This is a genomic window from Marinoscillum sp. (assembly GCF_040222955.1).
GTDB lineage: Bacteria > Bacteroidota > Bacteroidia > Cytophagales > Cyclobacteriaceae > Marinoscillum.
In genome coordinates, this window is sequence record NZ_JAVKCA010000016.1 from 174509 (window position 1) to 199973 (window position 25465).

At 46.4% G+C, this 25465-nt stretch carries 20 protein-coding genes and 3 tRNA genes; 10 read left to right on the forward strand and 13 right to left on the reverse strand.

What is annotated here, in order from left to right; genetic code table 11:
• Nucleotides 1–32: 32 nt before the first annotated feature.
• Together RIH33_RS14275 and RIH33_RS14280 are read left to right on the forward strand one after the other, a co-directional pair.
• Nucleotides 33–944 carry a ComEA family DNA-binding protein gene (locus RIH33_RS14275; protein ID WP_406650990.1) on the forward strand — a complete coding sequence of 304 codons (912 nt, stop codon included), beginning with the start codon at nucleotides 33–35 and terminating at the stop codon, nucleotides 942–944.
• 10 nt (nucleotides 945–954) lie between these two features.
• Complete coding sequence (locus RIH33_RS14280; protein WP_406650991.1) at nucleotides 955–4950, forward strand: AAA domain-containing protein; 3996 nt, start codon at nucleotides 955–957, stop codon at nucleotides 4948–4950.
• A 9-nt stretch (nucleotides 4951–4959) separates the two neighbouring features.
• Here RIH33_RS14280 and RIH33_RS14285 read toward each other — a convergent pair whose 3' ends face one another.
• The 5 genes from RIH33_RS14285 to recQ all read right to left on the reverse strand — a co-directional run bounded on the left by RIH33_RS14285 (nucleotide 4960) and on the right by recQ (nucleotide 10539).
• Nucleotides 4960–5433, reverse strand: a complete 474-nt coding sequence (locus RIH33_RS14285) for a gliding motility lipoprotein GldH (RefSeq protein WP_406650992.1) — start codon at nucleotides 5431–5433, stop codon at nucleotides 4960–4962.
• Nucleotides 5430–6617 carry a stage 0 sporulation family protein gene (locus RIH33_RS14290; protein ID WP_406650993.1) on the reverse strand — a complete coding sequence of 396 codons (1188 nt, stop codon included), beginning with the start codon at nucleotides 6615–6617 and terminating at the stop codon, nucleotides 5430–5432. Before RIH33_RS14290 ends, RIH33_RS14285 begins: the two co-directional genes overlap by 4 nt.
• Nucleotides 6618–6713: 96 nt before the next feature.
• Nucleotides 6714–6797 (reverse strand) — tRNA-Leu (locus RIH33_RS14295).
• A gap of 197 nt (nucleotides 6798–6994) precedes the next feature.
• Nucleotides 6995–8281, reverse strand: coding sequence for a phosphoribosylamine--glycine ligase (gene purD, locus RIH33_RS14300; protein WP_406650994.1), 1287 nt, complete (start codon nucleotides 8279–8281; stop codon nucleotides 6995–6997).
• Nucleotides 8282–8358: 77 nt separating this feature from the next.
• Entirely contained in the window at nucleotides 8359–10539 is a 2181-nt protein-coding gene (gene recQ, locus RIH33_RS14305) for a DNA helicase RecQ (protein WP_406650995.1), read from the reverse strand.
• Nucleotides 10540–10710: 171 nt separating this feature from the next.
• Here recQ and RIH33_RS14310 point away from each other — a divergent pair, with 171 nt between their 5' ends.
• On the forward strand, nucleotides 10711–11781 hold the full coding sequence (locus RIH33_RS14310) for a mannose-1-phosphate guanylyltransferase (RefSeq protein WP_406650996.1): 1071 nt from the start codon (nucleotides 10711–10713) through the stop codon (nucleotides 11779–11781).
• Here RIH33_RS14310 and rlmB read toward each other — a convergent pair.
• Together rlmB and RIH33_RS14320 are read right to left on the reverse strand one after the other, a co-directional pair.
• The gene (gene rlmB / locus RIH33_RS14315; protein ID WP_406650997.1) at nucleotides 11774–12520 is read right to left on the reverse strand and encodes a 23S rRNA (guanosine(2251)-2'-O)-methyltransferase RlmB; all 747 of its coding nucleotides are present in this window, start codon (nucleotides 12518–12520) and stop codon (nucleotides 11774–11776) included. The genes RIH33_RS14310 and rlmB overlap by 8 nt on opposite strands.
• Nucleotides 12520–13668, reverse strand: coding sequence for a GWxTD domain-containing protein (locus RIH33_RS14320; protein ID WP_406650998.1), 1149 nt, complete (start codon nucleotides 13666–13668; stop codon nucleotides 12520–12522). Before RIH33_RS14320 ends, rlmB begins: the two co-directional genes overlap by 1 nt.
• 50 nt (nucleotides 13669–13718) lie before the next feature.
• Here RIH33_RS14320 and RIH33_RS14325 point away from each other — a divergent pair, with 50 nt between their 5' ends.
• Nucleotides 13719–14489 (forward strand): class I SAM-dependent methyltransferase, encoded by a 771-nt coding sequence (locus tag RIH33_RS14325; RefSeq protein ID WP_406650999.1) that lies wholly within the window; start codon nucleotides 13719–13721, stop codon nucleotides 14487–14489.
• 14 nt (nucleotides 14490–14503) lie between these two features.
• A complete protein-coding gene (locus tag RIH33_RS14330) occupies nucleotides 14504–14959 on the forward strand; it encodes a Dps family protein (RefSeq protein WP_406651000.1) in 456 nt (151 codons plus the stop codon).
• Here RIH33_RS14330 and asnB read toward each other — a convergent pair.
• Nucleotides 14956–16836, reverse strand: coding sequence for an asparagine synthase (glutamine-hydrolyzing) (gene asnB / locus RIH33_RS14335; RefSeq protein ID WP_406651001.1), 1881 nt, complete (start codon nucleotides 16834–16836; stop codon nucleotides 14956–14958). The two genes, RIH33_RS14330 and asnB, sit on opposite strands and share 4 nt — an antisense overlap.
• 42 nt (nucleotides 16837–16878) lie before the next feature.
• On the opposite strand from asnB, the gene RIH33_RS14340 reads away from it, so the two are divergent.
• On the forward strand, nucleotides 16879–17352 hold the full coding sequence (locus RIH33_RS14340; protein WP_406651002.1) for a C40 family peptidase: 474 nt from the start codon (nucleotides 16879–16881) through the stop codon (nucleotides 17350–17352).
• A 53-nt stretch (nucleotides 17353–17405) separates the two neighbouring features.
• Here RIH33_RS14340 and RIH33_RS14345 read toward each other — a convergent pair.
• Nucleotides 17406–17479: transfer RNA gene (locus tag RIH33_RS14345), tRNA-Ala, on the reverse strand.
• A 223-nt stretch (nucleotides 17480–17702) separates the two neighbouring features.
• Here RIH33_RS14345 and RIH33_RS14350 point away from each other — a divergent pair.
• The 3 genes from RIH33_RS14350 to RIH33_RS14360 all read left to right on the forward strand — a co-directional run bounded on the left by RIH33_RS14350 (nucleotide 17703) and on the right by RIH33_RS14360 (nucleotide 20641).
• Entirely contained in the window at nucleotides 17703–18194 is a 492-nt protein-coding gene (locus RIH33_RS14350; protein ID WP_406651003.1) for a hypothetical protein, read from the forward strand.
• An 81-nt stretch (nucleotides 18195–18275) separates the two neighbouring features.
• A complete protein-coding gene (locus tag RIH33_RS14355; protein WP_406651004.1) occupies nucleotides 18276–20012 on the forward strand; it encodes an ABC transporter ATP-binding protein in 1737 nt (578 codons plus the stop codon).
• A 128-nt stretch (nucleotides 20013–20140) separates the two neighbouring features.
• Complete coding sequence (locus tag RIH33_RS14360) at nucleotides 20141–20641, forward strand: uridine kinase (RefSeq protein ID WP_406651005.1); 501 nt, start codon at nucleotides 20141–20143, stop codon at nucleotides 20639–20641.
• Here the strand turns inward: RIH33_RS14360 and RIH33_RS14365 are convergent.
• The 4 genes from RIH33_RS14365 to RIH33_RS14380 form a co-directional block, all read right to left on the reverse strand.
• Entirely contained in the window at nucleotides 20638–21093 is a 456-nt protein-coding gene (locus RIH33_RS14365; RefSeq protein ID WP_406651006.1) for a 3-oxoacyl-ACP synthase, read from the reverse strand. The genes RIH33_RS14360 and RIH33_RS14365 overlap by 4 nt on opposite strands.
• Nucleotides 21094–21110: 17 nt before the next feature.
• Nucleotides 21111–22658, reverse strand: coding sequence for an aldehyde dehydrogenase family protein (locus tag RIH33_RS14370; protein ID WP_406651007.1), 1548 nt, complete (start codon nucleotides 22656–22658; stop codon nucleotides 21111–21113).
• A 123-nt stretch (nucleotides 22659–22781) separates the two neighbouring features.
• Complete coding sequence (locus RIH33_RS14375) at nucleotides 22782–24272, reverse strand: Do family serine endopeptidase (RefSeq protein WP_406651008.1); 1491 nt, start codon at nucleotides 24270–24272, stop codon at nucleotides 22782–22784.
• 169 nt (nucleotides 24273–24441) lie between these two features.
• Nucleotides 24442–24873: an Hsp20/alpha crystallin family protein gene (locus tag RIH33_RS14380; protein WP_406651009.1), complete on the reverse strand. Its 432-nt coding sequence runs from the start codon at nucleotides 24871–24873 to the stop codon at nucleotides 24442–24444.
• A 259-nt stretch (nucleotides 24874–25132) separates the two neighbouring features.
• Here RIH33_RS14380 and RIH33_RS14385 point away from each other — a divergent pair.
• Nucleotides 25133–25209 (forward strand) — tRNA-Asn (locus RIH33_RS14385).
• Nucleotides 25210–25465: the final 256 nt, after the last annotated feature.

Sequence of the window (25465 nt, forward strand, 5' to 3'; positions counted from 1 at the left end):
AATCTATTATTCTTGTTTGTAAACACCGGTCAATGATCAAATTTGTCAGACAGTGGATAATTGACACGCTTGGCTTTTCCAAATCTGAAGCCAATGGCACCCTCGTTTTGATCCTCATTACCTTCCTGACAGCCGTCCTTCCCAAAATCTACCTCATACAATCGCATTCGAACCAAGAAAGTTTCAGCGCTGATCGGGAATCTTTGAGCAAGTGGGGCAAGGAGCTGGAATCGTTTTTGGAGCTAAAAGAACCGGAAAAGACTCAAATTCCCTTGGCAAAAGTCGAGTCCAAATCTTTCCCTTTTGACCCAAATACGGCCTCCCTTCAGGACCTCACCGATTTGGGGTTTTCCGAAAGGGTAGCGACTAATCTGATCAACTATCGCGAACACGGGGGCCAGTTTAAGGTAAAAGGAGACTTGTCCAAGATATATGGCATCTCCAAGGCGCGTGTACAGGAGCTGTGGAACCAAATCCAGCTACCGGAGGAGCACACCCCTGATGAAGCAAAGCCAGAACCCTCTGAGAAAATAATCGTCGCAAAAGAAAGATTCGACATTAACTATGCCTCAGCAACTGACCTGCAGGCCATCAGAGGAATAGGCCCTGTACTTTCTGAACGCATTGTCGCATTTCGCAGTAAGCTTGGCGGGTTTTACTCCGGTGACCAGTTGCATGAGGTTTACGGACTCGCTCCTGATGTCATCGACAGACTATTGGAACTTGCGGTTTTTACCGGAGAGGTACAAAAGATTAACATTAATACCGATTCACTCAATCATCTGTATACACACCCTTATATCGATTATAATTTAGCGCGGGCCATCGTCAGTTTCCGGAAGCAGCAGGGACGTTTAGATTCTGTCAGCCAGATAAAACCTATAAAGATTCTCAGCGACAGTTTATATCAAAAAATATATCCCTATCTTTCACCTAATCCGTGAAGGACACCTTATGGAGAAAATTCTACAATCTTACTTACGTAGGCTCACCAATCTGTCCGGAAACAATCGATCACTACTCCTCCTCAGGTTGATCTCGGATCAGTTTCTCGACATTCATGATCTGGATTTTGCCAATAATCAACCGAGCTTTAGTGTCATTGAAGCACTGATAGGGCAAAAAGAGCGCATCAAACTCTGCGACGAATTTGATGCAAGGGATAAGTCTGTCAACACCACCAGCCATAAACTCAGAAAAATTCAGCGAATAGAAGAGTTCATCTTTCAGGAGCGCGGTGCCCGGGACCTCTATGTGGGCTGGCCTTTTGTGAGGGGTAAATTCAGTGATGGCACTCTGGTTCGTTGTCCACTTATTTTCTTTCCAGTGTCTCTGAGCCGTGGCCAGAATGGATGGTATCTGGAGCAACGCAAAGATGTGAACATCACCTTCAACAAAACTTTTCTGCTCAGCTATGCCTACTACAATAAAGTCTCCCTGGATGAAGAGTTGATCGAGTCTGTGCTGACAGACCTGGACAGAGACAGTACGGTCTACCGCACCGAGCTTTATGGAATTTTGAAGGAGAGTAACCTGGAGTTGAATTTTAACCAGGAAAATTTTCTGGATAAGTTGCTGCCCTTCGTCAATTACAAAAAGACGGATTACGAAACCGATCAAAAAAATGGCGAGTTAAAGCTGCACCCGGAGGCAGTTCTGGGTATTTTCCCTCAGGCCGGTTCTTATCTGGTACCGGACTACGTCAAATTGCTGGAAAACCCGAAGACCACAGACCTTGCGGATTTTTTCACCTCCCGGATTAAAGAAGACCCGGAGGCTTCTCAAAACATTCGTTTTTCCGATCAGGTGAAAGAGGAGACCACCTTCACGCCTTTTGAGATGGATGCTTCCCAGGAGTACGCGCTCAAACTGATCAAAAACGGCAACTCCCTGACAGTGCAAGGCCCTCCCGGCACAGGCAAGTCTCAGCTCATCTGTAACCTCATTAGCGACTTTATCGCCCGAGGAAAAAATGTGTTGCTGGTTTGTCAGAAAAAAGCCGCACTGGATGTGGTATATGCCCGTCTGCAGCAGCAGGAGCTCCATGACTTCATTGGTCTGGTACATGATTTCAAAAATGACAGAAAAGATATTTTCGGGCAAATTGCCAGGCAGGTAGACAGCCTTGACGAGTATCGGCAAAAAAACAATGGTCTGGATGCCATTCACCTGGAGCGCAACTTCCTGCAGGCCAGCAGAAAAATCGATCAGACCACAGAAGAACTGGAAGAGTTTAAAATGGCCCTTTTTGATGAATCTGAGTGCGGGAAGTCGGTCAAAGAACTCTACCTGACCTCAGACCCTGAACAGCCCTCTTTTTCCCTCAATCAGCAATATCGACAATTTGACTATTTGCAGGCTCCCGAGTTTGTCACCCGCCTTTCCAGGTTTCTTGATTATTATCAGAAGTTTGAGAAAAAGCCACATTTCTGGATCTCGGGTCCTTCATTTGCCACTTTCACCAGTCAGGATTTCGTCAGGATCAAGAGCCTTCTGGAAGAAATTCCCGAGTTTGAACTGAAGCTTAAAACCGAATCGCTACAGTTTGCGGTGCTGGCCATAGACTTTGAAACCTGTCTGCATTTTTTAGCCCATCAGCAAGACCTCAGTATGTTACGCACCAATCTGGACAACGAAACTGTGTTCCAGTATTATAAGCACATGATGGAGTTTGATCCGGATGAAGATCCGATGTGGCTGTCTAACCTGGAACGCACCATGTTGCAATGCTTCAAAGGCGACGGACCGGAGATTTCCCTTCACTCCAGTGAGCTCGGCCGCTTTCAGGAGGCACTGGAACATGCCATACGTGCCCGTAAAAACCTGTTCAGCTGGATCAGATGGCGCCTGTTTTCTGCAGACAAAATCTTCATTACACGGGTACTGGTAGCCAACGAGCTCAAGAGCAACCGGGAAGGGTTTGAGATCCTGCTGAAACGCATTGACAACAGGCTCAACTATGAACACATTGTTACCAAAATAGCGGAAACACCCTGGCTCATGGATTTTCCAAAAACCTATCGGAAAATTGACATCCAGAATTGGTTCTTTTATCAAAAACTGGGACTCAAATGCATTCAACTGACCCGAGCTGTAAGAACCATTACACAATTCATCCCTTCCAAAACTGCAGATCGTGTTTCGTATGTTTCCTCACTTGAAGCCCTCCTGACATTCCTTGAAAAAATACCTCTGCAGCTCCAGCGGTGGGCCAAATACATCTCAGAAAAGCAGATACGGAGCATCCTGCTCGGCAAAGAGCGGGTGGAAACTATACAAAAGCAACTGACGGAAGATTTTGATGCGCTGGTGGAATACCACAAGCTGAAAGGCGGATTTACCAGAGAGGAAGAAAAAATCATTTCTGAACTTGTAGACAGAGACCATGAGGACAAGCAAAAAGTCATCAGTCTATTTGAAAACAGCCTTGCACTGGCCTGGATCGATCACATTGAAACCAAGTATCCCATTTTAAGGGCCGTCTCCTCGTTCAAGATTGATCATCTGACTCAGGAACTGCAGCAGGCCATTGAGGACAAAATGAGCATCAGTAAAGAAATACTGCTGCTCAAGTCGAGGGAAAGGACATACGAAAACCTGGAGTATAACAGACTCAATAACCTGGTGACATACAAAGACCTGTATCATCAGGTCACCAAAAAAAGGAAGATCTGGCCGATACGACGGGTCATTTCACAATTTCACGAAGAGGTGTTCTCTTTGCTCCCATGCTGGCTGGCTTCTCCTGAGTCCGCGTCAGCCATTTTCCCCATGGCTGAGACATTTGACCTGGTCATTTTCGATGAAGCCTCTCAGTGCTTTGCTGAGCGGGGCATACCGGCCATGTATCGCGGCAGACAGGTGGTGATCGTGGGGGATGACAAGCAGCTTCAGCCCAACGACCTGTACAGGGTGCGGTGGGAAGAAGAATCCGACGATTCTCCGGAGCTGGAGGCGGATTCCCTGCTGGCACTGGCCAAACAATACCTCACTGAAGTGAGCCTGAGGGGGCACTACCGCAGCAGGTCACTGGAGCTTATTGAGTTTTCCAATCATCACTTTTATAGTGGAAAGCTAAAGCTCCTCCCGGACTATCAACTGGCTAAAAACGGAAAGCCCAACATCCGCTATATAAAGAAAAATGGAACCTGGGAAAACAATACCAACCTGGAAGAAGCAGAAGCTGTCATTGAGCTGCTGCAAGCTCTCCACCAATCCCACCCAGGTAAATCCATAGGGGTAGTCACCTTCAACAACAATCAACAGGGGCTCATACTGGATTTGGTGGAACAAAAGCAAGATCGCTCCGAACTCACCATTCCGGATTCACTATTTGTGAAAAACATAGAAAATGTACAGGGGGATGAACGTGACATCATCATTTTCAGTACGGCCTATGCCCCTGACACCAAAGGGAATCTTCAACTCCGTTTTGGCACACTCAATCAGGCCGGAGGCGAAAACAGGTTAAATGTAGCCATCACGCGGGCACGTGAAGCAATCTACGTCATCACGAGCCTCCTGCCCCACCAGCTCCACACCGAGCAAACGGTCAACCCCGGACCTAAACTACTAAAAGCCTACCTGGAGTATGCTAAAAGCGTGAGCGATGGCCAGTGGCAACCGGAAAGTCAGGAAGACACCAATCACCATCAAAGCTGGTACCTGAGAAACAGACTCACACATACGGAAAGTACCGCCATACTGGAGAAGAGCCTGCCCTTTGCGGACATCACAGTGAAAATGAACGACAGAAACCAGGGCCTGATACTTACGGATGATGATCTTTTTTATGATACACTATCGGCCAAAGAAGCCCACAGCTATCGCCAAACTCATTTCGTGGAAAAAGGCTGGCCGTTTTTGCAGTTTTATAGCAGAGAATATTGGATCAACCGCCCACAAACCCAGGAAAAGCTGGAGAAATTTATTCACCGGATGGAGGAATAAGCAATCTTACTACTGCCCTGAAACCTGTTCAAGTCTTGCCCCTACAGACACAATGAGTGCCAGGCTATCCTGCCGCATATACTGTTCGAACGTGAGCGTGTAAGTCCCCTGAGATGGAAAATCATAGGCCGAAAGAAGCAATTGTCTGTGATCGAAAAGGTCACCCAGGCCACTCCCATAAGGTTCACCCGTTTTGGGGTTGAAAAGATCAATATTCTTTAACTCCCTGGCCAGTACCGTTCCGGCAGAGTCTGAAAGTGTATATTGGAAATACAAATTGTAAAAAGGGAAGTGCTGGGCATTCCTAATGTTAGCATAGAGGTTGTACTCAAGATCCGCCGAAGGCACGTCAAACTCAAAGGTCACCAGCGAATCTTTATGCCAATAGGCTTCTTCAAAGTCCTTGTTTTCCTCAAACACCCGATCGGGATCACATGCCAGCAACAGGGCTACCGGAATGAGCAGCCAAATCGATTTTATCATGATGGTTTATTCTGATTATTAGGGCGATTCTTTCGGTTTTTGTTCTTGTTTTTGTTCTTATTGAACTTGCGTTTCTTATTCTTCCCCTTGGACTTTGGATCTCCTTTGGAGAATTTCCTATCCATGGCCACCAGATCACTGTTCAATCCTACATCATCTTTCACTACTTCCACCACATCCTCAGCCAGGGTCACAGGCTTCTTCCCTGCTTTATTCATTTCCAGGATCTCATTCACCCGCTTCACATCCAGTGGATACCAGGTGTTTTCATCGTCATATCCAAACCACATGATCTTCCTGAATATATCCGTCTTTTGAAGCTTGGCTCTACCCTTGGCAGTTTCCAGAGGTTTTTCTACCTCAGGGATGTCCTTGAGGGCCTCCATGTAGGTATCCAGCTCATAGTTCAGACAACACTTCAGACGTCCGCACTGGCCGGAAAGTTTACTTGGGTTGAGTGAAAGATTCTGATAACGTGCCGCCTGGGTGCTTACACTCTTAAAGTCGCCAAGCCACGTGGAGCAGCAAAGCTCCCGACCACAAGAACCTATTCCACCCAGCCTTCCGGCTTCCTGGCGCAGGCTGATCTGACGCATTTCCACACGAATTTTGAATTCACCTGCCAGCAGTTTGATCAACTCTCTAAAATCAACTCGCTCTTCGGCTGAATAGTAAAATGTGGCTTTGGTATTATCCGCCTGATACTCCACATCCGTCAGCTTCATGCCGATCTTCAGGTCTTCGATAATCTGGCGAGTGCGATAGAGCGTGGGCATTTCGCGCTTTTTCACTTCCCTGTATTTGTCTATGTCACGCTGGGAAGCTATGCGGTAGATGTTCTTGATCTCCTCGTTTTCCTCCACACTACGCTTCTTCATCTGAAGACGCACCAACTCTCCCTGCAGAGATACGTGACCGATATGGTGACCATTGGGTACGTCTACTACCACAGCATCACCGGTGGTCAGATTCAAATGATTATTGTTGGTGAAGAATTCTTTGCGTCCGTTCTTGAAACGAACTTCCACTATGTTGAAATCACTGACTATAGGATCCTCCATATTAGAGAGCCAGTCAAATACGTTCATCTTATTGCAGCCGCCAGTACTGCAGCCCCCATTGTTATTACAACCCAAGGCCACTCCATCCTCACTGCCAGCCGTACTACACGATGCACATCCCATGGTTTGAATTATTTAGGTTAAAATACCAAATATAACGAACAAGTGAAAGATCTAAGTTTTGAAGTATCAACACTTCAAAGCAGTGGGAAAGTTTTGTACCAAAGGCGGGAGTCGAACCCGCACGAGCGTAAGCTCACACGTCCCTGAAACGTGCGCGTCTACCAATTTCGCCACTTTGGCATATACTCTATTTTCAACTCAATGCATCATGTGAGGAAAAGGGTCCAAGCGCACTGTGCGCGCCTGCCTGCCGGCATGGCAGGTCTACCAATTTCGCCACTTTGGCATTAACAAAGTAAAATTACAGGGAAGTCGTAAAGATTGACCTGATCATTCTACTATTGACTTTTCAAAGCTATGCAGATTTTTGCTAAAACCTACTGACCCAACTCTTGTAAATCAAATCCAATATCCGACCGAAAATTAATCCCATCCCATTTCACATGCTCAGCTGCTTTGTAGCAATGACTGAGTGCCTCTCCCATATTCTTACCTAACCCTGTAAGGGCCATCACACGCCCCCCGTTGGTCACCAGTTGGTCCTGAACCTTTCTGGTGCCGGCATGAAACGTAATCACGCCTTTCATAGAATCGGTGAAGGTTATTTCCTTTCCTTTCTCATAAGCATCGGGGTATCCTCCAGCCACGAGCACCACGGTAGCTGCAGTGAAGGGCTCCACTTCAAGTTTCTGACCCGCCAGAGTGCCGCGGGCTGCAGCTTCCAGAAGACTCACAAAATCAGACTTAATCCGAGGCAGGACCACCTCGGTTTCGGGATCTCCCATGCGCACATTATACTCAATCACCTTAGGTGCACCACCACTGTTCATCAGCCCGATAAAGATAAAGCCGGTGTAGTCCATTTTTTCTTTCCTGATGCCCTCAATGGTAGGCTTCACCACTTCATCCTCCACCCGCTTCATAAAATCCTTATCCGCAAATATGACTGGTGAGATGGCGCCCATTCCTCCGGTGTTAGGCCCAGTGTCCTTCTCCCCTATCCGCTTATAATCCTTGGCTTCCGGTAAAATGAGGTAATCCTTCCCGTCTGTTAGCACAAATACCGACACTTCTATCCCCGGAAGAAACTCTTCTACCAACACCTTGGCACTGGCATCGCCAAACTTCTTATTTAGGATTAAATCATCCAGGTTCTGCTTAGCCTCATCAATACTCTCCGTGATCAGCACGCCCTTGCCGGCAGCCAGACCATCTGCTTTGAGTACGTACGGCGGCTTAAGTTTGTCCAGAAATTGATAACCTTCCGATATATTACTTTCATCAAATACCTCCGCAGCAGCGGTTGGCACCCCATATTTTTTCATAAAATCCTTGGCCACCTCCTTGCTTCCTTCCAGTATGGCTCCACTGCGCCCTGGCCCCACAACCAGTAAACCCGACAAAGCCGGGTCGCTCTTCAAGTCATCTACCAACCCATTCACAAGGGGCACTTCCGGACCAATTACGACCAAATCAATACGTTTTTCCAAAATGGCCGCTTTGATCCCATCATGATCCTCTACACTGATATAAAGATTGGTGGCCAGATCATGGGTACCTCCATTGCCCGGTGCTACGAATAGCTCGTCACATTTGGCACTTTGCCGGATCTTCCAGACCATGGCATGCTCTCTCCCACCCGAGCCAATCACAAGTATATTCATTGGATAATTTGATTTTGTCAAAAAAAAGACCGCCCAAAAATAGACGGTCTAAATTAATTTTGTGACGTTATTAAGGATTAATGCGCATGTTCTGACATGAATTTGATTCGCATGAGTCTCACTTCATCCTCAGAATAGAAATCACGCAACTCTTCCATGGCATCTTCTATGCTGTCAGATTCGGCGTTCATGAAATAGTCAATGATGTCTTCCTGCCGCTCGTCATCCAAAAGCTGATCTATGTAATAATTCAGATTGAGCTTGGTGCCGCCGAAGCAAATGTTTTCAATTTCGCGTATGAGCTGCTCATACTTCATCTCCTTGGACTCTGCTATGTCTTCCAGGTCGATCTTCAGGTCAATCTGCTGAATGATGAAAATTTTATTCTTGGATTTGACTCCAGAGGACTTAACCAGCACATCAGAGGCAGTAATGATGTCATTTTCCTCTACATACTTTTCGATCATCTCCAGAAAAGGTTTTCCGAATTTCCGGGCTTTGCTCTCCCCAACACCCACAATTTTGATGAGGTCATCCATGGTGGTGGGATAGAGCGTGGCCATCTCCTCCATGGACGGGTCCTGAAAAATAACATATGGAGGAAGGTCCTTCTGCTTGGCCACCTTCTTCCTCAGGTTTTTGATCATATCAAAGAGCACCTTGTCATACGCGGTGGTATTGATGGTCTCCTTTTCTATTTCTTCCTCTTCGCCCTCGGTTTCATACTCATGGTCTTTGACCAGGTCCACGGGATAAGGATCCAGCATGAAGTCTACACCCTTTTGTGTGAGCTTGAACACTCCGGGGTTATCAATGTCTTTGCAAATAAACTCATTCAGCAGGGTCTGCCTGATGATGGACTTCCAGAAGTGTTCGTCGTTGCTTTTACCCACCCCAAAGATTTTCAGTTTGTGATGATTGTAGCTCAGTACGTGCTCAGACTTGATCCCAATCAACACCTTGCTGAGGTGGTCAAGATTGAACCGTTCTTCTGTCTGAGAAACTGACTCAATCACCTTTTTGACATAATCCTGTCCATCAATATGCTCTCGCTGATGGAGGCAGTTATCGCAATTTTCACAGTTCTCTACGTGGTACTCTTCTCCAAAGTAATGTAGCAACTGCTTGCGCCGACACACCGCGGACTCTGCATACAGCGCCATTTCCTCCAGCAGGTATTTGGAGTTTTCTCTTTCGGTAACAGGTTTATCTTTATTAAACTTTTCAAGCTTCAGGATATCGTTGTAGCTATAAAACATCACCACTTTGCTCATGATGCCGTCTCTACCAGCCCGGCCGGTCTCCTGATAGTACCCTTCGATAGACTTTGGCACATCATAGTGCACCACGAAACGCACATCCGGCTTATCTATACCCATACCGAATGCTATGGTGGCGACGATCACGTCCACGTCTTCATTGAGAAAAGCGTCCTGGTTTTTCATGCGCACATTCCCATCCATACCGGCGTGGTAGGGCGCCACATTCACACCATTTACTTTTAGAAACTCGGCAATTTCCTCCACCTTTTTTCTGCTCAGGCAGTAAACAATTCCGGATTCGCCCTTGTGCTCCTTTACGATTCTAATGAGCTGCTTTTTTGCCTGCTTTTTGGGCTTTACCTCATAAATGAGGTTGGTTCTGTTAAAGGAGCTTTGGAAAACCTCTGCTTCTTCTATCTCAAGGTTCTTCTGAATATCCAGTTGCACTTTGGGTGTGGCTGTGGCAGTGAGTGCCACTATCGGAATATTGCCGAAACTCTTGATAATTGATTTGATTTTCCGGTACTCGGGTCTGAAGTCGTGTCCCCACTCTGAGATACAGTGAGCCTCATCCACGGCTACAAAAGAGATATTGGCTTTGTGCAGAAACTCTATATTACTTTCCTTGGTGAGAGACTCTGGCGCCACGTATAGCAACTTTACCTCCCCAGCCAGGGTTTCCTTTTTTACCCTGGTCATCTCACCTTTATTGAGGGTGCTATTCAGAAAGCGGGCATTGATCCCCACTGCATTCATTTGATCCACCTGATTTTTCATCAGGGCAATCAGCGGTGAAATAACTATAGCAGTACCTTCCTTCACGATGGCCGGCAGCTGATAGCATAGGGACTTTCCAGCCCCGGTGGGCATAATGACAAAAGTATTCTTCCCATCCATGACATGCTGGATGATTTCCTCCTGTGTGCCTCTGAAGGTATTGTATCCGAAAACACGTTTGAGTGTTTCCTTCAGTTTATAATCTATTCCGGTCTCCATCTATATCCTCTTCTGTTTCAAGGGATGTATAAATTAATAAAAATATTGGTATTTGCCGCACCAATGACCCTCAGATATTCAATAGGAGGGCGACACTGCTGTGCAGGTTGTAGCATTGGTCTATATTTGTCGAAAATAATCCAGAAAGCATTCATTTCAGCAACAGTCAACATGAACAAGAATATCCATGTAGTGATTATGGCAGGTGGTACGGGAACAAGGTTTTGGCCTTACAGCCGCAATAATAAACCAAAACAATTTCTAGATGTTTTAGGAACAGGCAGAACTTTGCTTCAAATGACCTTTGACCGGTTTAAAAAAACGGTACCCTCTGAAAACATCTGGGTGGTCTCTAACGAAATATACAAAGATCTCCTGGCCGAACAACTGCCTGAGCTACCAAGTGAAAACATACTTCTGGAACCCTCCAAACGAAACACAGCGCCTTGCATTGCTTATGCCGCCTATAAAATCAAGGAAAAAGATCCCAATGGCGTGATGGTCATTCTTCCGTCTGATCACGTCATATTTAAGGAAGCAGCTTTTGTGGAGGTGATCCAGCAGGCCGTGGCCCATACGGACGATGAGCGGCTGTTTACCATAGGGATAGAACCTCACCGACCTGAGACCGGATATGGCTACATTCAGTTTGAAGAATCTGAAGAAGAGATAAAGAAGGTGCGGACTTTCACTGAAAAGCCCGAGCTGGAACTGGCCGAGAAATTTATTGCCAGCGGCGACTTTGTATGGAACGCCGGCATCTTTGTGTGGAGTGTCACGGCCATCATCACAGCGTTTGAAACGTATCAGCCTGAACTGGCGGAGACTTTCCAGGAAGGCACAGGCATTTACTATACACCTGATGAGGTAAAGTTCATCAAGTCGGCTTACTCTCTGTCCAAAAGCAACTCCATAGATTATGCAATCATGGAAAAGTCTGACAGTGTGTATGTGGTTTTAGGAGATTTTGGTTGGTCTGATCTGGGCTCATGGAATGCCCTGCACGAAATCAAAACCAAGGACGAGAACGAAAACGTAATAGAGGGCAACGTGATCACTTATGACGCTCAGGATAATTACATTCTCAGTGAGACGAATCGTGTAATAGTAGCCCAGGGGCTAGAGGGCTATCTGGTAGCTGACTTTGAGGATGTACTTCTCATCTGCAAAAAAGAAGACTCGGGGATTTTCAGGAGGTTTGTGACCGATGTGAAAATGGAAAAAGGCGAAAAATTTATATAAGCCTCTGTCTATTCACTTCGTACAAGGCCATTGCCGCAGCCACTGACACGTTGAGTGACGCAATTTCTCCACTGATAGGGATTTTCACCTGTTTATCGGCCATGGCCAGGTAGGCAGATGAAATTCCCTCATCCTCTGATCCTACAATAATGGCTGTGGGCACCATCAGATCAATGTCCTGAAAGTACGATTCTGCCTTCTCCGTACTGGCCACAACCTGCAATCCAGAGTCTTTCAGAAACTGGATGGCTTCTTTCAAGTTGGCCTCTCTGCATACCGGTATAAAATTGAGCGCCCCGGCAGATGTTTTGATGGCATCGGCATTGATTTGAGCGCTGTTTTTGGTGGGAATAAGTATGGCATCCACGCCCATACACTCCGCAGTACGGGCAATACCCCCAAAGTTTCTCACGTCTGTTACCCTGTCAAGTATAAGAATAAGGGGTACGCGTCTGTTTTCAAACACTGCAGGCAGCACATGCTCTATTTTGTGGTATTGAACAGGAGACAGAAAAGCCACAACCCCCTGGTGATTCTTTCGGGTAAAACTGTTGATTTTTTCTACAGGCACAGTGGAGAGCGGAATCTGTCGCCCGTGAATGAGCCCCTGAAGCTCTTTGGCCAAATCCCCTTTCAGCCCTTTTTGAATGAACACTTTCTCAAGATCCTTTCCTGCATGGATGGTTTCTATGACAGCACGAATGCCATAGATCATATGTTCATTTTTTTTTACTTCCATTATAAGCCTTTTCTGAGATCTCCTACCTGTGAATACCACAGCCGTTCATACTGACGGTCACGCTTCAAGGTATACATTGTGGGTGTAAAGAGAGTTGAAATCCTGATGAATTCAAATTCGGGGCCGTCATTATATTTCCAAACCTCCGTGCTTTCATTGCGAAAAACCTGATCCGGCCGACCAAAGATGATGTAGATCATCCCCCGGTCGGTTTTCCAGCCCTGCTTATAATCCGTGAAGAGTCTGTTTGCATTTTCCACCTGCCCATAGAAGACCCGAATGGCATTTTTTGCCCTGAACTTGGTTCCGTAAGTATTGATCCAGAAATTTTCAAAAACCTTTTTGCTTTGACTGTCACTGATGGCCTTGAGCTCTGTAGGTGTGGTGATGTACGTAAGCGGGCCGATCAACTCATCCAGGCGTTTGAACTCCGGGTAGTAGGCAGGGCATTTGAGTAAAGTAAGGGCCGTTTGAGCCAGTGTGTCCTCCTGAATGAGGTAAAAATGGTAGTCCTCCATACTGACCAATTCCCTTTCAAAATAAAAGGAACTATCAATGGTCAGGCTTGGAGCGATGGGCTTCATCAACCCCATGGGCGGGTCTGCCGAACCAAAATCATCCTGGTATTGGTAGGCGTGAAGACTACTTGTTTCACCTGCAATCCGTACACGTTCACCTGTGACATAGCTCTCAAACACCGGAAGCCCCTGTGCGTCCATTGGAAGGTTTGGAGTGAAGCCAACGGGGGTTGAAATCCGGACATCCCCGATTCTATACAGTCCTCTGTCCAAATCCACCATACTGATCAGCAATAATGCCTTTTGGGACTGGGGCATGATGAGTTTGAAATATCCGGTGGACAGACTGATTTGCAAAGTATCCAGTGTGTAGTTGCTGAGGGTATCGTGTTTGGGTGAATTGTATTTCTCCTGCAGCAGGAAATGGCTCTGCCATAAATTCAATGTATCTGTACTTACCCTAAAATAAACCACTACGCCTTCCTCTGTCTCCACCACCCGATGACTAATGGTCATTCCCGCATCAAGATCATATTGAAAGCCAAGGTTAATTCTGGAAAGGTCTAAAGCATGAGAAACCGATGCCAGACAAATAAGGAAAATAAGAAAACCACTTCTCTGTCGCTGCATAAGGCAAAAAAGTTAAGTAATAATTTGGTTTCTTTGCCAAAAAAATTGCCATGAGTGTATATACCACTGAGATCACATCAGACCAAATCCCCTCAGACAACCCCATCCATCAAAGGCTACTAAAAGCCTATTACGCGGCTGAGCCGCTGGTTTCGGGAACCTTACTGGAACTCGGCTGTGGCGAAGGCAGGGGCGTATCACTGCTTCTGAATAAAGTGGATAGTTATTTGGGACTGGACAAAATAGAAGGTGTGATTGAAACATTACGTGGAAAATTTGAGAATGCCCAGTTTGAATCCGGTGTTTTTCCACCCATCGATCTTCCGGATAATAGTTTTGATACTGTGGTGAGTTTTCAGGTGATCGAGCACATTAAGAAGGATGATCTGTTCCTGTCAGAAATTCACAGAATTCTAAAGCCCGGTGGCAAAGCGATTCTGTCCACCCCCAACATCAAAATGACTCTGAGCCGTAACCCCTGGCACATCCGAGAATATACCGCTGATGAATTGGCGTCCCTGGCGGGAAAGTACTTCTCCTCGGTAGATATGAAAGGAATAGCAGGCAATGAAAAGGTCATGGAATACCATGAGCGCAACCGAAAGTCTGTGCAAAAAATCATGAAGTATGACATACTGGACCTGCAATACAGGTTGCCTGCTGCGCTTCTCAGAAAGCCCTATGAAATCCTGAACAGACGTAACCGAAACAAGCTCAAAAACCAATCAGATGAGCTGGTTCTTTCTATCACTCATGAAGACTATTTTGTCAGAGAAAAGTCCGAACAAAACCTTGATCTTTTTGTTATTCTGAGTAAGTAAAAAACAAAAAAATCATGACTTCAGAAAAACTCATAATCGAACTCAACCAGCTTCTAAGCGACTTTCATATTTACTATCAAAACACCCGCGGATTCCACTGGAACATCAAAGGGAAGCGGTTTTTTGAGCTGCATGTAAAGTTTGAGGAATTGTACACAGAAGCGCTGACCTCTATTGATGAAATTGCCGAGCGCATTTTAACCATCGGTGGTGCGCCGCTGCATTCTTTTGAGGACTATCTGAATACTTCAAAGCTGCGGGTACACAAAAACGTATCACTCGATACCGCTACTGTCACTGCCATTCATGAGCAACTCAGTCAGCTGGTAGATCAGGAAAATGTGGTGAAGGCGCTCGCTGTAGAATGTGGTGATAACGAGACAGAAGATATGATGATCGCCTTGATCAATACTCAACAAAAAACCATGTGGATGTTTAAGTCCTGGTTGGGTGAGGAAGTGACGGCTTAATCATTGAAATACCGATCGTGCCAGTTTTGAAAGACAAACAGGCACCACACCAAAACATGGGTATCGCCCGGGTCAAAAGAATAAAGTTTCTTTTTGATCCGGGCGATTTCATTCCAATCAAATATTTTCTGGGCTTCTATCTTTTCTCTGTTAAAGACCTTCTTTTCCAGTTCACCCTTCAGAGCACCCTTAAACCAATCCAGGAGTGGCACTTCGAACCCGTGCTTAGGCCGCTGATACAGCTCCTCGGGTAAAAGCTCCCTGAAAGCTTCGCGCAAAACAATTTTCCTACTTCCGTCTTTGGCTTTTAAATCTGCATCCATAGAAAAAGCCAGCTCTACCACCGCCGGATCCAAGAAGGGCACCCGCACCTCCAGTCCATTTGCCATCGACATCATATCCACCTTTGGGAGCATATCTCCCTGCAAAACCAACTGTGAATCCAGTGCCAGCATCTCATTCAGACTACCAGTCTTCATGAGCCGGAGCAGGTTGCTTTTATAAGACATAGCACCCGATGTATAATCAGGCTTCAGCAACCGCTCAATCTGGACGTCACTGGTGAAGCTGGCCAGAAACCAATACCGCTCCTGCAGGGTCATCTTCTGTGCACTCGCAAACCTGTGGAGCTGGCGAATGGTATCGGTGACCTTATGATTGCGTGACTTTGGGAGCCTTCCCCAAAGGGGGCCCAGAGATTTAATCAAACTGTTTTTGACGTTGGTCTCCTGACTCATCAGCCAGGCACTGTGCTTGTTGTATCCCGAAAAAATCTCATCCGCACCATCTCCCGAGAGGGCCACCGTCACATGCTTTCTGGTTTCCTTGCTGAGAATAAAAACCGGCAGAGCGGAAGAATCGCCAAATGGCTCATCTATATAATCCACCACATTCTGCACCTCCGCTAGCAGGTCATCATTACTCAGGGAAAACACATGATGGTCTGTCTGAAATTTGTCTGCCACCAGCTGTGCATAGTGCGTTTCGTCAAAATACTTGTTGTCTTTGAAGCCGATACTATACGTCTTCAGGTCCTTGATCTCCTCACTCGCCAGTGCCACGATGACGGACGAATCGATCCCCCCGCTGAGAAAAGCCCCTAAGGGAACGTCGGCTATCAACCTGTCTGTTACTGCCTTGCGCAGGGTGGTTATCAATTGCTTTTTAGCTCCATCCAGACCATGGATGGGCGGTGATTCGTGATAAGGAAACTCATAGAATTTTTTTACCTCAACGGCTCCATTCTGCACCCGCATACAATGGCCGGGTGGGAGTTTTTTCACACCCTCCAGAATAGACAGAGGAGCCGGGATATAAGTGAGCTGAAAAAAAAGATGCAGTGCCTCCCTGTTAATCTGTTTTTCCAACCCATAGGCCATCAGTGCCTTCAATTCGGAAGCAAACAAAAATCGATCACCATTCACATGATATACCAGCGGTTTAATCCCAAACCGATCCCTAGCCAGGAAAAGTGAGCCCTCCTTTTGATCGTAAATGGCAAAAGCAAAGAACCCGTTGAGTTGGGGAAGCACCTCCTCGCCCCATTGGATATAGGCTTGCAGCAATACCTCTGTGTCGCTGTCCGACTGAAAAACACACCCCTCCTTTTCCAGCGCTGCCCTTAAGCTTTTGTAGTTATAAATCTCCCCGTTGAATACTATGTAATAACGCCCCGTGGCATCACTCATGGGCTGATTACCGGCCGCCGAAGTGTCAATAATGGATAGTCTCCGATGACCCAGACCCACCACGTCATCGAACCACGAGTTGTGGACATCAGGTCCCCGCTTTTCCAGCTTCCTTGTGGCCGCCTCCAGATGCACGAGATTGATCCTCCCGACAGAGTTAAATGCAAAAATTCCTGTAATCCCGCACATATGGCATTAAATTTATGGAGTAAAGGATGAAATCAAACAGGGATGAACAGTACTTTTCTTAAAACTTTCTTAATCATAAGTTTTAGTCTTCTGATGGTCGGTAACATTTCGGCTCAAAACCGAAAGAAGACCAAAAAGATCGACCGGGTCATAGCCGAAGGAAGGAGATACATCGGTACGCCCTATCGGTACGGGGGCATGTCTAAATCCGGCATTGACTGCTCCGGGTTGATTTATAATTGCTACAAAACCATCGATGTGACCCTGCCACGTACCGCGAAAGACCAATCAAAAATAGGCAGCAGCAAAACCTGGGACAGCATCCGCCCGGGAGACATTGTCTATTTTAAGTTTAAACAAAAGGGCGAAAAGTGGTACCATGCCGGTATGATCACTCATGCAGAAAAGGATGACATCCGGTTTGTACATGCTTCCACACGAAGCGGGGTGATAGAGTGCCTATTGGACAGCTATTATATGAATAATGTGAAGAAGTTCAGAAGGGTGATTAAGTAGATCGGCAAGACGTAAAATTCCTACCGGACATCCCATGATTTGACAGAAAAAAGTGGAGCATATCGGATTCGAACCGATGACCCCCACGCTGCCAGCGTGGTGCTCTAGCCAGCTGAGCTAATGCCCCTTTTTGATCTAAAAGTGTATCAGCGTGGTGTTTGAGTCTACGCGACCCGGCCACCTGCGCTAATGCCCCTTTTTTAGGTTTAAGAGCAAGTCCGAAGCTTATGCTCTTTAAGGATTGCGAATTTAAGCTAAAATTCAATTTAACCAACCCCTCCTTTATATTTTTCTCCCATCATCAACCCTTCCACACTATCCTGTGTCTTGATAGGCAGATTTAAAACTTTATGAAAGCCCTTTTACCCCTACTTTGTTTGATCATGCTTTCGGCATGTCTCACAAACCCCTCCCGAACAGAATACACCTACTATCAGGACGCCAAACTGGCAGAGGATTACCCTCATGTACTTCCCGGGGATTCACTAGTGTTCCTTCGGTACCATCAGGCAGAGGACAAAGAAAATGTCATGGATGATGAATATGCGGAAGCGCTATACTTTCAGGTTCCGGATACCACCCAGTTTCTCTACGAAGGTGTCCTGCAACTTCAAGAATTGAAAGTCCGGCTATACCCATACTGCTTCTGTCTGGATGCCGTGGGCAATACCATCGAGGGAGGTAAAATCTCAGGAACCCAAAGGGACGGAATCTGGCGGATTACCGCTGATATCGACTTGCGCATTATCTATGCCTATGATCAGGACAGCACCTATCTGGGTAAGCCAACGAACCGATCCTTTTCCGCCACGTTTCATCAGGAAGCGATTCCCACGAGATAAGACATCATTTCATCTTATAATCCGTAGAAGGAATCTTAGAACCTTTTTGGAAGCATTTCGCTTTCCTACTAAATTCCTTTTATGAGCAAATCCAAAGTAACACTGAGCCATGTGTTCAAAACCATCGTATGGCCCAGAAGAAAGATTATTGGCGTAGGCCTGATATTGATTGTGATCAGCCGGGCAGCCAGCCTGGTACTACCCGGAGCCAGTAAATACCTGATGGATGATGTAATCGCTAAAAGCGATATGGAAATGCTAAAAGTACTGCTGCTGGCCATTCTCGGAGCGATCGTGGTACAGTCCATCACCTCCTTTCTGCTTACAAGAATTCTGAGTGTAGAAGCTCAACACCTCATTTCTCAGCTGCGTGTGCGGGTACAGCGAAAAATCATGTATCTGCCCGTCAGATTTTTTGATAATACGAAAAGCGGGGAGCTTGTCTCCAGGATTATGACTGATGTGGAGGGTGTACGAAACCTCGTGGGCACTGGATTGGTACAGCTGGTGGGCGGACTCCTCACAGCCGTCGTTTCCCTCTTTCTGCTCATCAATATCAGTCCCATGATGACAGTCTACGTATTGGTGCCTGTTTCCATTTTTGGCGTAATTTCTTTGAAGGCCTTCGGATACATTCGCCCGATTTTCAGGGAACGGGGAAAACTGAACGCTGAAGTAACAGGTCGATTGAATGAAACCCTCGGCGGTGTCCGTGTCATCAAAGGCTTCAATGCAGAAAAACAAGAAATAAAAACCTTTGAAGAAGGGGTGGAAAAACTTTATCTAAATGTAAAAAAGAGCCTTACCTCCACCAGTCTGGTTACCAGCTCAGCTACGTTTCTGCTGGGGCTCGCCAGTACCGGCATCATGGGCATTGGTGGGTACCTGATCGTACAAGGCGAAATGACCATCGGTGATTTCCTGGCCTTTACCCTATACCTTGGGTTTATGATCGCCCCTATTGTGCAGATGAGTAACATCGGCAGTCAGCTCACGGAAGCATTTGCCGGACTTGACCGTACCGAGGAGATCATGAATCAGGAAGAAGAGGACGATGGTAGCGTGCGGACCATTCGCATTCCTCAGATCAAAGGAGATGTGGAGTTTCGCAATGTGAGCTTCTCGTATGAAGACGATAATCACGTGATCAAGCACATTAGCTTCAAAGCCCCTGCCGGATCTGTGACCGCCCTGGTAGGAACTTCTGGGTCAGGAAAATCCACCATTGCCAGTCTGGCTGCGTCTTTCCTCACTCCCGATGAAGGCATCATCACCATTGACAATGAAGACCTCTCCAAAATCTCTCTCGAAAGCTACAGAAGTCAGTTGGGGGTAGTCCTCCAGGATGATTTTCTCTTTGAAGGCACCATTCGTGAAAACATTCTCTTCCCAAGGCCCGATGCTTCAGAGGAAGCCCTGATGACTACTGTGAAGGCGGCTCACGTTGATGAATTCACCAACCGGTTCGAAAAAGGATTAGACACACGGATTGGCGAAAGAGGGGTCAAACTATCCGGAGGACAGAAACAGCGCATAGCCATTGCCCGGGCCATATTGGCAGATCCAAGAATACTCATTCTGGATGAGGCTACCTCTAATCTGGACACAGAGAGTGAAAGTTTTATCCAGGAGAGCTTAGCCAGACTCATGAGTGGACGTACTTCCTTTGTGATCGCCCACAGGCTGAGCACCATTCGTCAGGCTGATCAGATCCTGGTGGTGGAAAATGGTCAGATAGCTGAGCAGGGCACCCATGATGAATTGATCCAAAAGGAGGGCCGCTACTTTCAACTTTATACTTACCAGGCAAGAATTTAAGCTTACAATGCACGGCTGGCTGGTTAATTCCATTTGAGTTTGTATATTTATCCTCCCCTGATCAGCAAAATAAAATCGGGCATGCTTATATGCCCTGTTGTTAAACCAGGATTAAACCCAGAAAAAGCATGATAATAGGAATCGGAGGTGTGAGCCGTGCGGGTAAAAGTACTTTGGCCGAGAAGCTGAAAGTACACCTTGAAAAAGCGGGCAAATCCGTAGAAGTATTTTGCCAGGATGAGTATGTGAAGCCTAAGATTTCCATTCCTAAGGTGCAGGGGGTACCTGACTGGGAGAGGCCCAGCACCATCAAGTGGGACTCCCTCACCAATGATGTTCAGAAATCGGAGGCGGATGTCAAAATAGTAGAAGGTTTGTTTTCATTTTATCCGGCTTCCCTTCGTGTAAAATATGACGCAAAGCTGTTTATAGAAATTGATAAAGAGGTTTTTCTGGGCAGAAAAAGTAAGGACAAACGCTGGGATGAAGAGCCGGAATGGTATGCCGAGCACGTGTGGAGATCGTATATGAAATACGGCCAGAAAAAGGGAGACAAGAGTGAGTACCTGGACATCTCAGGGGAAGCTCAGTATGACCCCAAGAAAATTCTGGAGGCCATTGCCAGCTAGGCCACTCCGTTGATTTTGTAAGATTTTCCATTAAAAGAAACCACATCCCCGGTCTTTTTCCCAAGAAAAGCAGTCCCCAGTGGTGCCACGGGTGAAATGCCAAACACCGCCTCAGGTGTTTGAATAAGTCCCAGACTGATACTGATATAAAATAACCCCTGATCTGTACTGAGTAAACTCCCCAGCTCCGCCTCCTCGGACTTTCTTTCGGAGTGGAGTTCCCGAAGGACTTTTTGCTGCTTTAGTACCTGATTGAGCTGTGAAGCTACCTTCTCTTTCTCCAGGTGCATCATGGCACGCCCGGTTTCGTACTTGTCTCCAGCACTGCTTTTGGACTCTTCATTGGCGGCCGCCTGAAACCCTTTGAGCTCATGATTGAGCGCATCCACCCGACTTTGGATCAAAGTCATGCAGACTTCATGAACCTTCTTTTTTAACTCGTGCAATTCCATGAAGTCTGCCTGATGATTTACAATTCGAATTTGATTCCCTGTGCCAATGGCAACTGTGTAGAATAATTGATGGTATTGGTCTGGCGGCGCATATAGGCTTTCCATGCATCTGAACCAGACTCGCGACCACCGCCGGTCTCCTTTTCACCACCAAAGGCACCACCAATTTCCGCACCCGATGTGCCGATGTTAACATTGGCAATACCACAATCTGAGCCCGCCTGTGAAAGGAATAGCTCCGACTCCCGCATATTGGTCGTCATGATGGCGGAAGACAGTCCTTGCGGTACGGCATTTTGCATCGCAATGGCTTCTTCTAGCGTACTATATTTGATCAGGTAAAGAATAGGGGCAAATGTTTCATTGCACACAATCTCGTAATCATTTTTTACCTCATAAATCGCCGGCTTTACATAACAGCCCGACTCATAGCCTGGTCCTGAAAGTACCTCACCAGCTATCACGGCTTTGCCACCTTCAGCGGCAATTTTGGTTAGTGCATTTTCGTACATCTGCACGGCATCCTTGTCGATCAGCGGCCCCACATGGTTGTTTTGATCCAGAGGGCTTCCGATTCGAAGCTGACCATACGCACTTTGAAGCCGCTGCTTCAGGTCATCGTAAATGCTTTCATGAATAATCAATCTTCTTGTAGAAGTACATCTTTGCCCGGCTGTGCCTACCGCACCAAATACCGCTCCCGGAATGGCAATATTGAGGTCTGCATGCTCAGTGATAATGATGGCATTGTTGCCGCCCAGTTCCAGAATGGATTTTCCCAGTCTTCGTCCTACGGCTTCTCCCACAGCCTTGCCCATGCGGGTAGATCCTGTAGCCGAAATTAACGGCACTCGCGTATCGTTGGCCATTTTCTTTCCGATTTCTGCGTCTCCCACGATCAGCCCACACACTCCGGGATGTATGCCATTTTTCTCAAAAATTCCCTGCACGATTTTCTGACAGGCGATTGCTGACAAAGGCACTTTTTCGGATGGCTTCCAGATACACACATCTCCACACACCCATGCCAGGGCGGAGTTCCATGCCCAAACGGCTACCGGAAAGTTGAATGCAGAAATAATTCCGACGATGCCCAGCGGATGCCACTGCTCGTACATTCGGTGCAGTGGTCGCTCTGAGTGCATGGTGAGGCCATAAAGCTGACGTGAAAGTCCCACGGCAAAATCGCAGATATCGATCATTTCCTGCACCTCTCCCAGCCCTTCCTGTAGAGACTTGCCCATTTCATAAGACACCAAAGTGCCAAGATCATCCTTATGCTTTCTGAGCTCCAGCCCGATCTGCCTGACAATCTCACCTCGTTGCGGTGCAGGTACTTGCCGCCACTCCAGAAAGGCCTCCTGTGCCGATCGCACTACTTTTTCGTAAGCATCGGTATCCGCCAATCGCACCTCGGCAATGGCTTTGCCATCCACAGGTGAAAAAGAAGTGATCATTTCACCCTTGGTAGCAAGCCACTTACTACCTATAGCCGCACCGGGGTTGGATGCCTCTACACCAAGGTTCTTTAAGATTTTAGTCATGTCAGAAGATGGGGTACTCATATCTGTTTTGGTTAAATGTTGTTTCGAGGTGCAAAGCTAAATAATCTGATTGCGAAAAACCCTAAAAACCAAAAGAGCCACCTTGCCGATCGGCAAGGTGGCTCTCATCTCTACCAACTTCTATCACCAACCTATTCCATAATAGGCTTTTTCTCCATTGGGATAAACCCCTTCTATAAGTATCCCCTCTCCTCTGGCACCGTTCAGCGATGCAGACAAATCATCCATGTTCGCAATGGGTCGCTTATCTATTTTCGTGATAATAAAACCTTCTTCGATTCCGGCCTCTTTCCACTTACCCTTTTCAATGGACTTCACTTGCACCCCGGATTTCAACCCAAACTTTTCCTTGTAAGTATCCGAAACGGGCTCCAGCGTGGCTCCTTCCATCTGGAAGGCACTGTTGGCCTTCACCACCTCAGTAGTCATAAACTGATTCTTCAATATGGCATCAACTGTCTTGGTTTTCCCTTCCCTGATGAAAGTCACCTCAATTTCATCGCCAGGCCTGTTGAGTGCCACCTGCTCCTGTAGCTGAGCCACGTTCGATACCTTTTTGCCATCAATGGCAATGATTACATCCTTCTCCTTCAAACCAGCCTCAGCAGCAGAGGTACCTTCCTTTACTTTCGCCACAAATACCCCTTTGAGCACATTCAGATTTTCCTGCTCAGCCAGTGCTGATGACACATCCACAATTTCGATACCCAATAATGGGCGCTGTACGGCGCCAAAATCTTTCAGGTCATAGATCACCTTCTTCACCAAAGTGGCTGGCACCGCAAATGAATAGCCGGCAAAAGCTCCCGTGGGCGAGGCGATGGCAGTGTTTATCCCCACCAACTCACCTTTCAGATTGACCAGTGCCCCACCACTATTTCCGGGATTCACAGCCGCATCTGTCTGTATGAATGCCTCTATACGTGTGGCGCTTCCTCCTCGTGCCAGAATGTTAATATTCCGGGCCTTGGCACTCACAATACCTGCTGTTACGGTAGACCTGAAATCAAACGGATTGCCGATGGCCAGTACCCACTCCCCGATCTGCATATTTTCAGAATCTCCAAACTTCACCGTGGGTAAATTCTCTGCCTCTACTTTGATCAGCGCCAGGTCGGTATCCGGATCTACCCCTACAACTTCTCCCTTATAAGTACTGTTGTCATTCAACAAGATTTCGATCTCCGACGCACCATCCACCACGTGATTGTTGGTGGCTATGTATCCATCTGAGGAAACAATAACTCCGGAACCTGCCCCCATACCCGGGCCGCCCTCACGCCGATCGTAGCGATCACCGAAATAGTCTCTGAAAAAATCCTCCATTGGGTTACGGGCACCATTGGATTGGGTGGTTGCGGCATATTTTGTGCGAATGTGTACCACCCCCGGTGTTGCAGACTTAGCTGCGTATACAAAGTTGAGTCCCTGGGGCACTACATAGTCGGTGGTATCAAAAACGTAATTGGTAAAACTCACCGGATTACTACCGTTTACCGGCTGAATCTGATTAGTAACTTCTGCCTCCACCAAAGTGGTATATCCTCCAAGGGCGATGGCCGCTCCCAAAAAAGAAGACAGAATCATTGCGAAAAATATATTCCTCTTACTCATAATTTTTGCTGTTTCTAATTTCCGTATAGACTTATACTCACTTTGATCAGACTTTGTTTGGCTTAAACTCCCGATACGCGGTAAGTGTATATAAGCTTAACAAATCTTAACAAAAAACCCTGATCCCGGCTACTGCCAGGACCAGGGTCAACTCACTCTCAACCTATGATTACTTGATCGCAATGGTCTTTTTCATTTCCTTCTTAGCATCCTTAGGCAATACAATGTTGAGTACACCATCTTTATAAGAAGCATCGATTTTCTCCACATTCACATTATCTGGTAAGTAGAAGGATCTGCTGAAAGTCCCATAAGAGCTCTCCACAGTGTGGTAGTTTTTCTCGGTTTTTTCCTGGCTCATTTTGCGCTCGCCACTCACAGTCAACCGGTCGTCCTTCACATCTATGTTGATGTTTTCTTTTTGGATTCCGGGCACGTGAAACTGAATTTCAAATTCTTTGTCTGATTCAGCAATGTCTACCTGAGGTGAAAAGCTGGTGATGCCTTTTCCTCCATAAAAGTCATCATTGAAAAACCTGTCGATGAAGTTTCCGAATGTTGCGGGCTTAAAGCCGTTTGGGTTATACTTTATAAGTGTCATGTTTTTAAAAGTTTAAAATGTTTAACATCAAATTCGATTACTCACTCAACGAATTCTATACCAAGTCAAGAATTCGGTGAAATAAGCGCCATAATGTCTGCTTTTGGTGATAATCGGATAATTATACTGACATAATGGCTTGAATTCAGAAAAAAGAGAAGTAATTGAAATTTTTAAGTGAAAGGTTTTGCAGATAATGAAACAGAAAATTAAGTTTGCAATCCTTTTTACAAAGCCTTGTAAAGAGGCAGCGAAAAATTCCTCCTTAGCTCAGCTGGTTAGAGCATCTGACTGTTAATCAGAGGGTCCTTGGTTCGAGCCCAAGAGGAGGAGCCAAAACAAGAAACCTACTAGATAATTCTGGTAGGTTTTTTTTATTTAATACCTGAGGTGACTGGGCTCGAACACGTTCGAGGGCTAGCCGCCAGGGATCAATCTGGAAAGTTGGGGAAAAGATGAAGTTGGTATTTCTTTGCCATTAAAAAAGTTGAAGGAATTAGACTTGTTGAAACTGGTATTACCCGAGGGTATGTTGGACTATTTTGATGTATCGGGTATGGAAATTAAAGAAGGCCAATATCAGATCTATCTA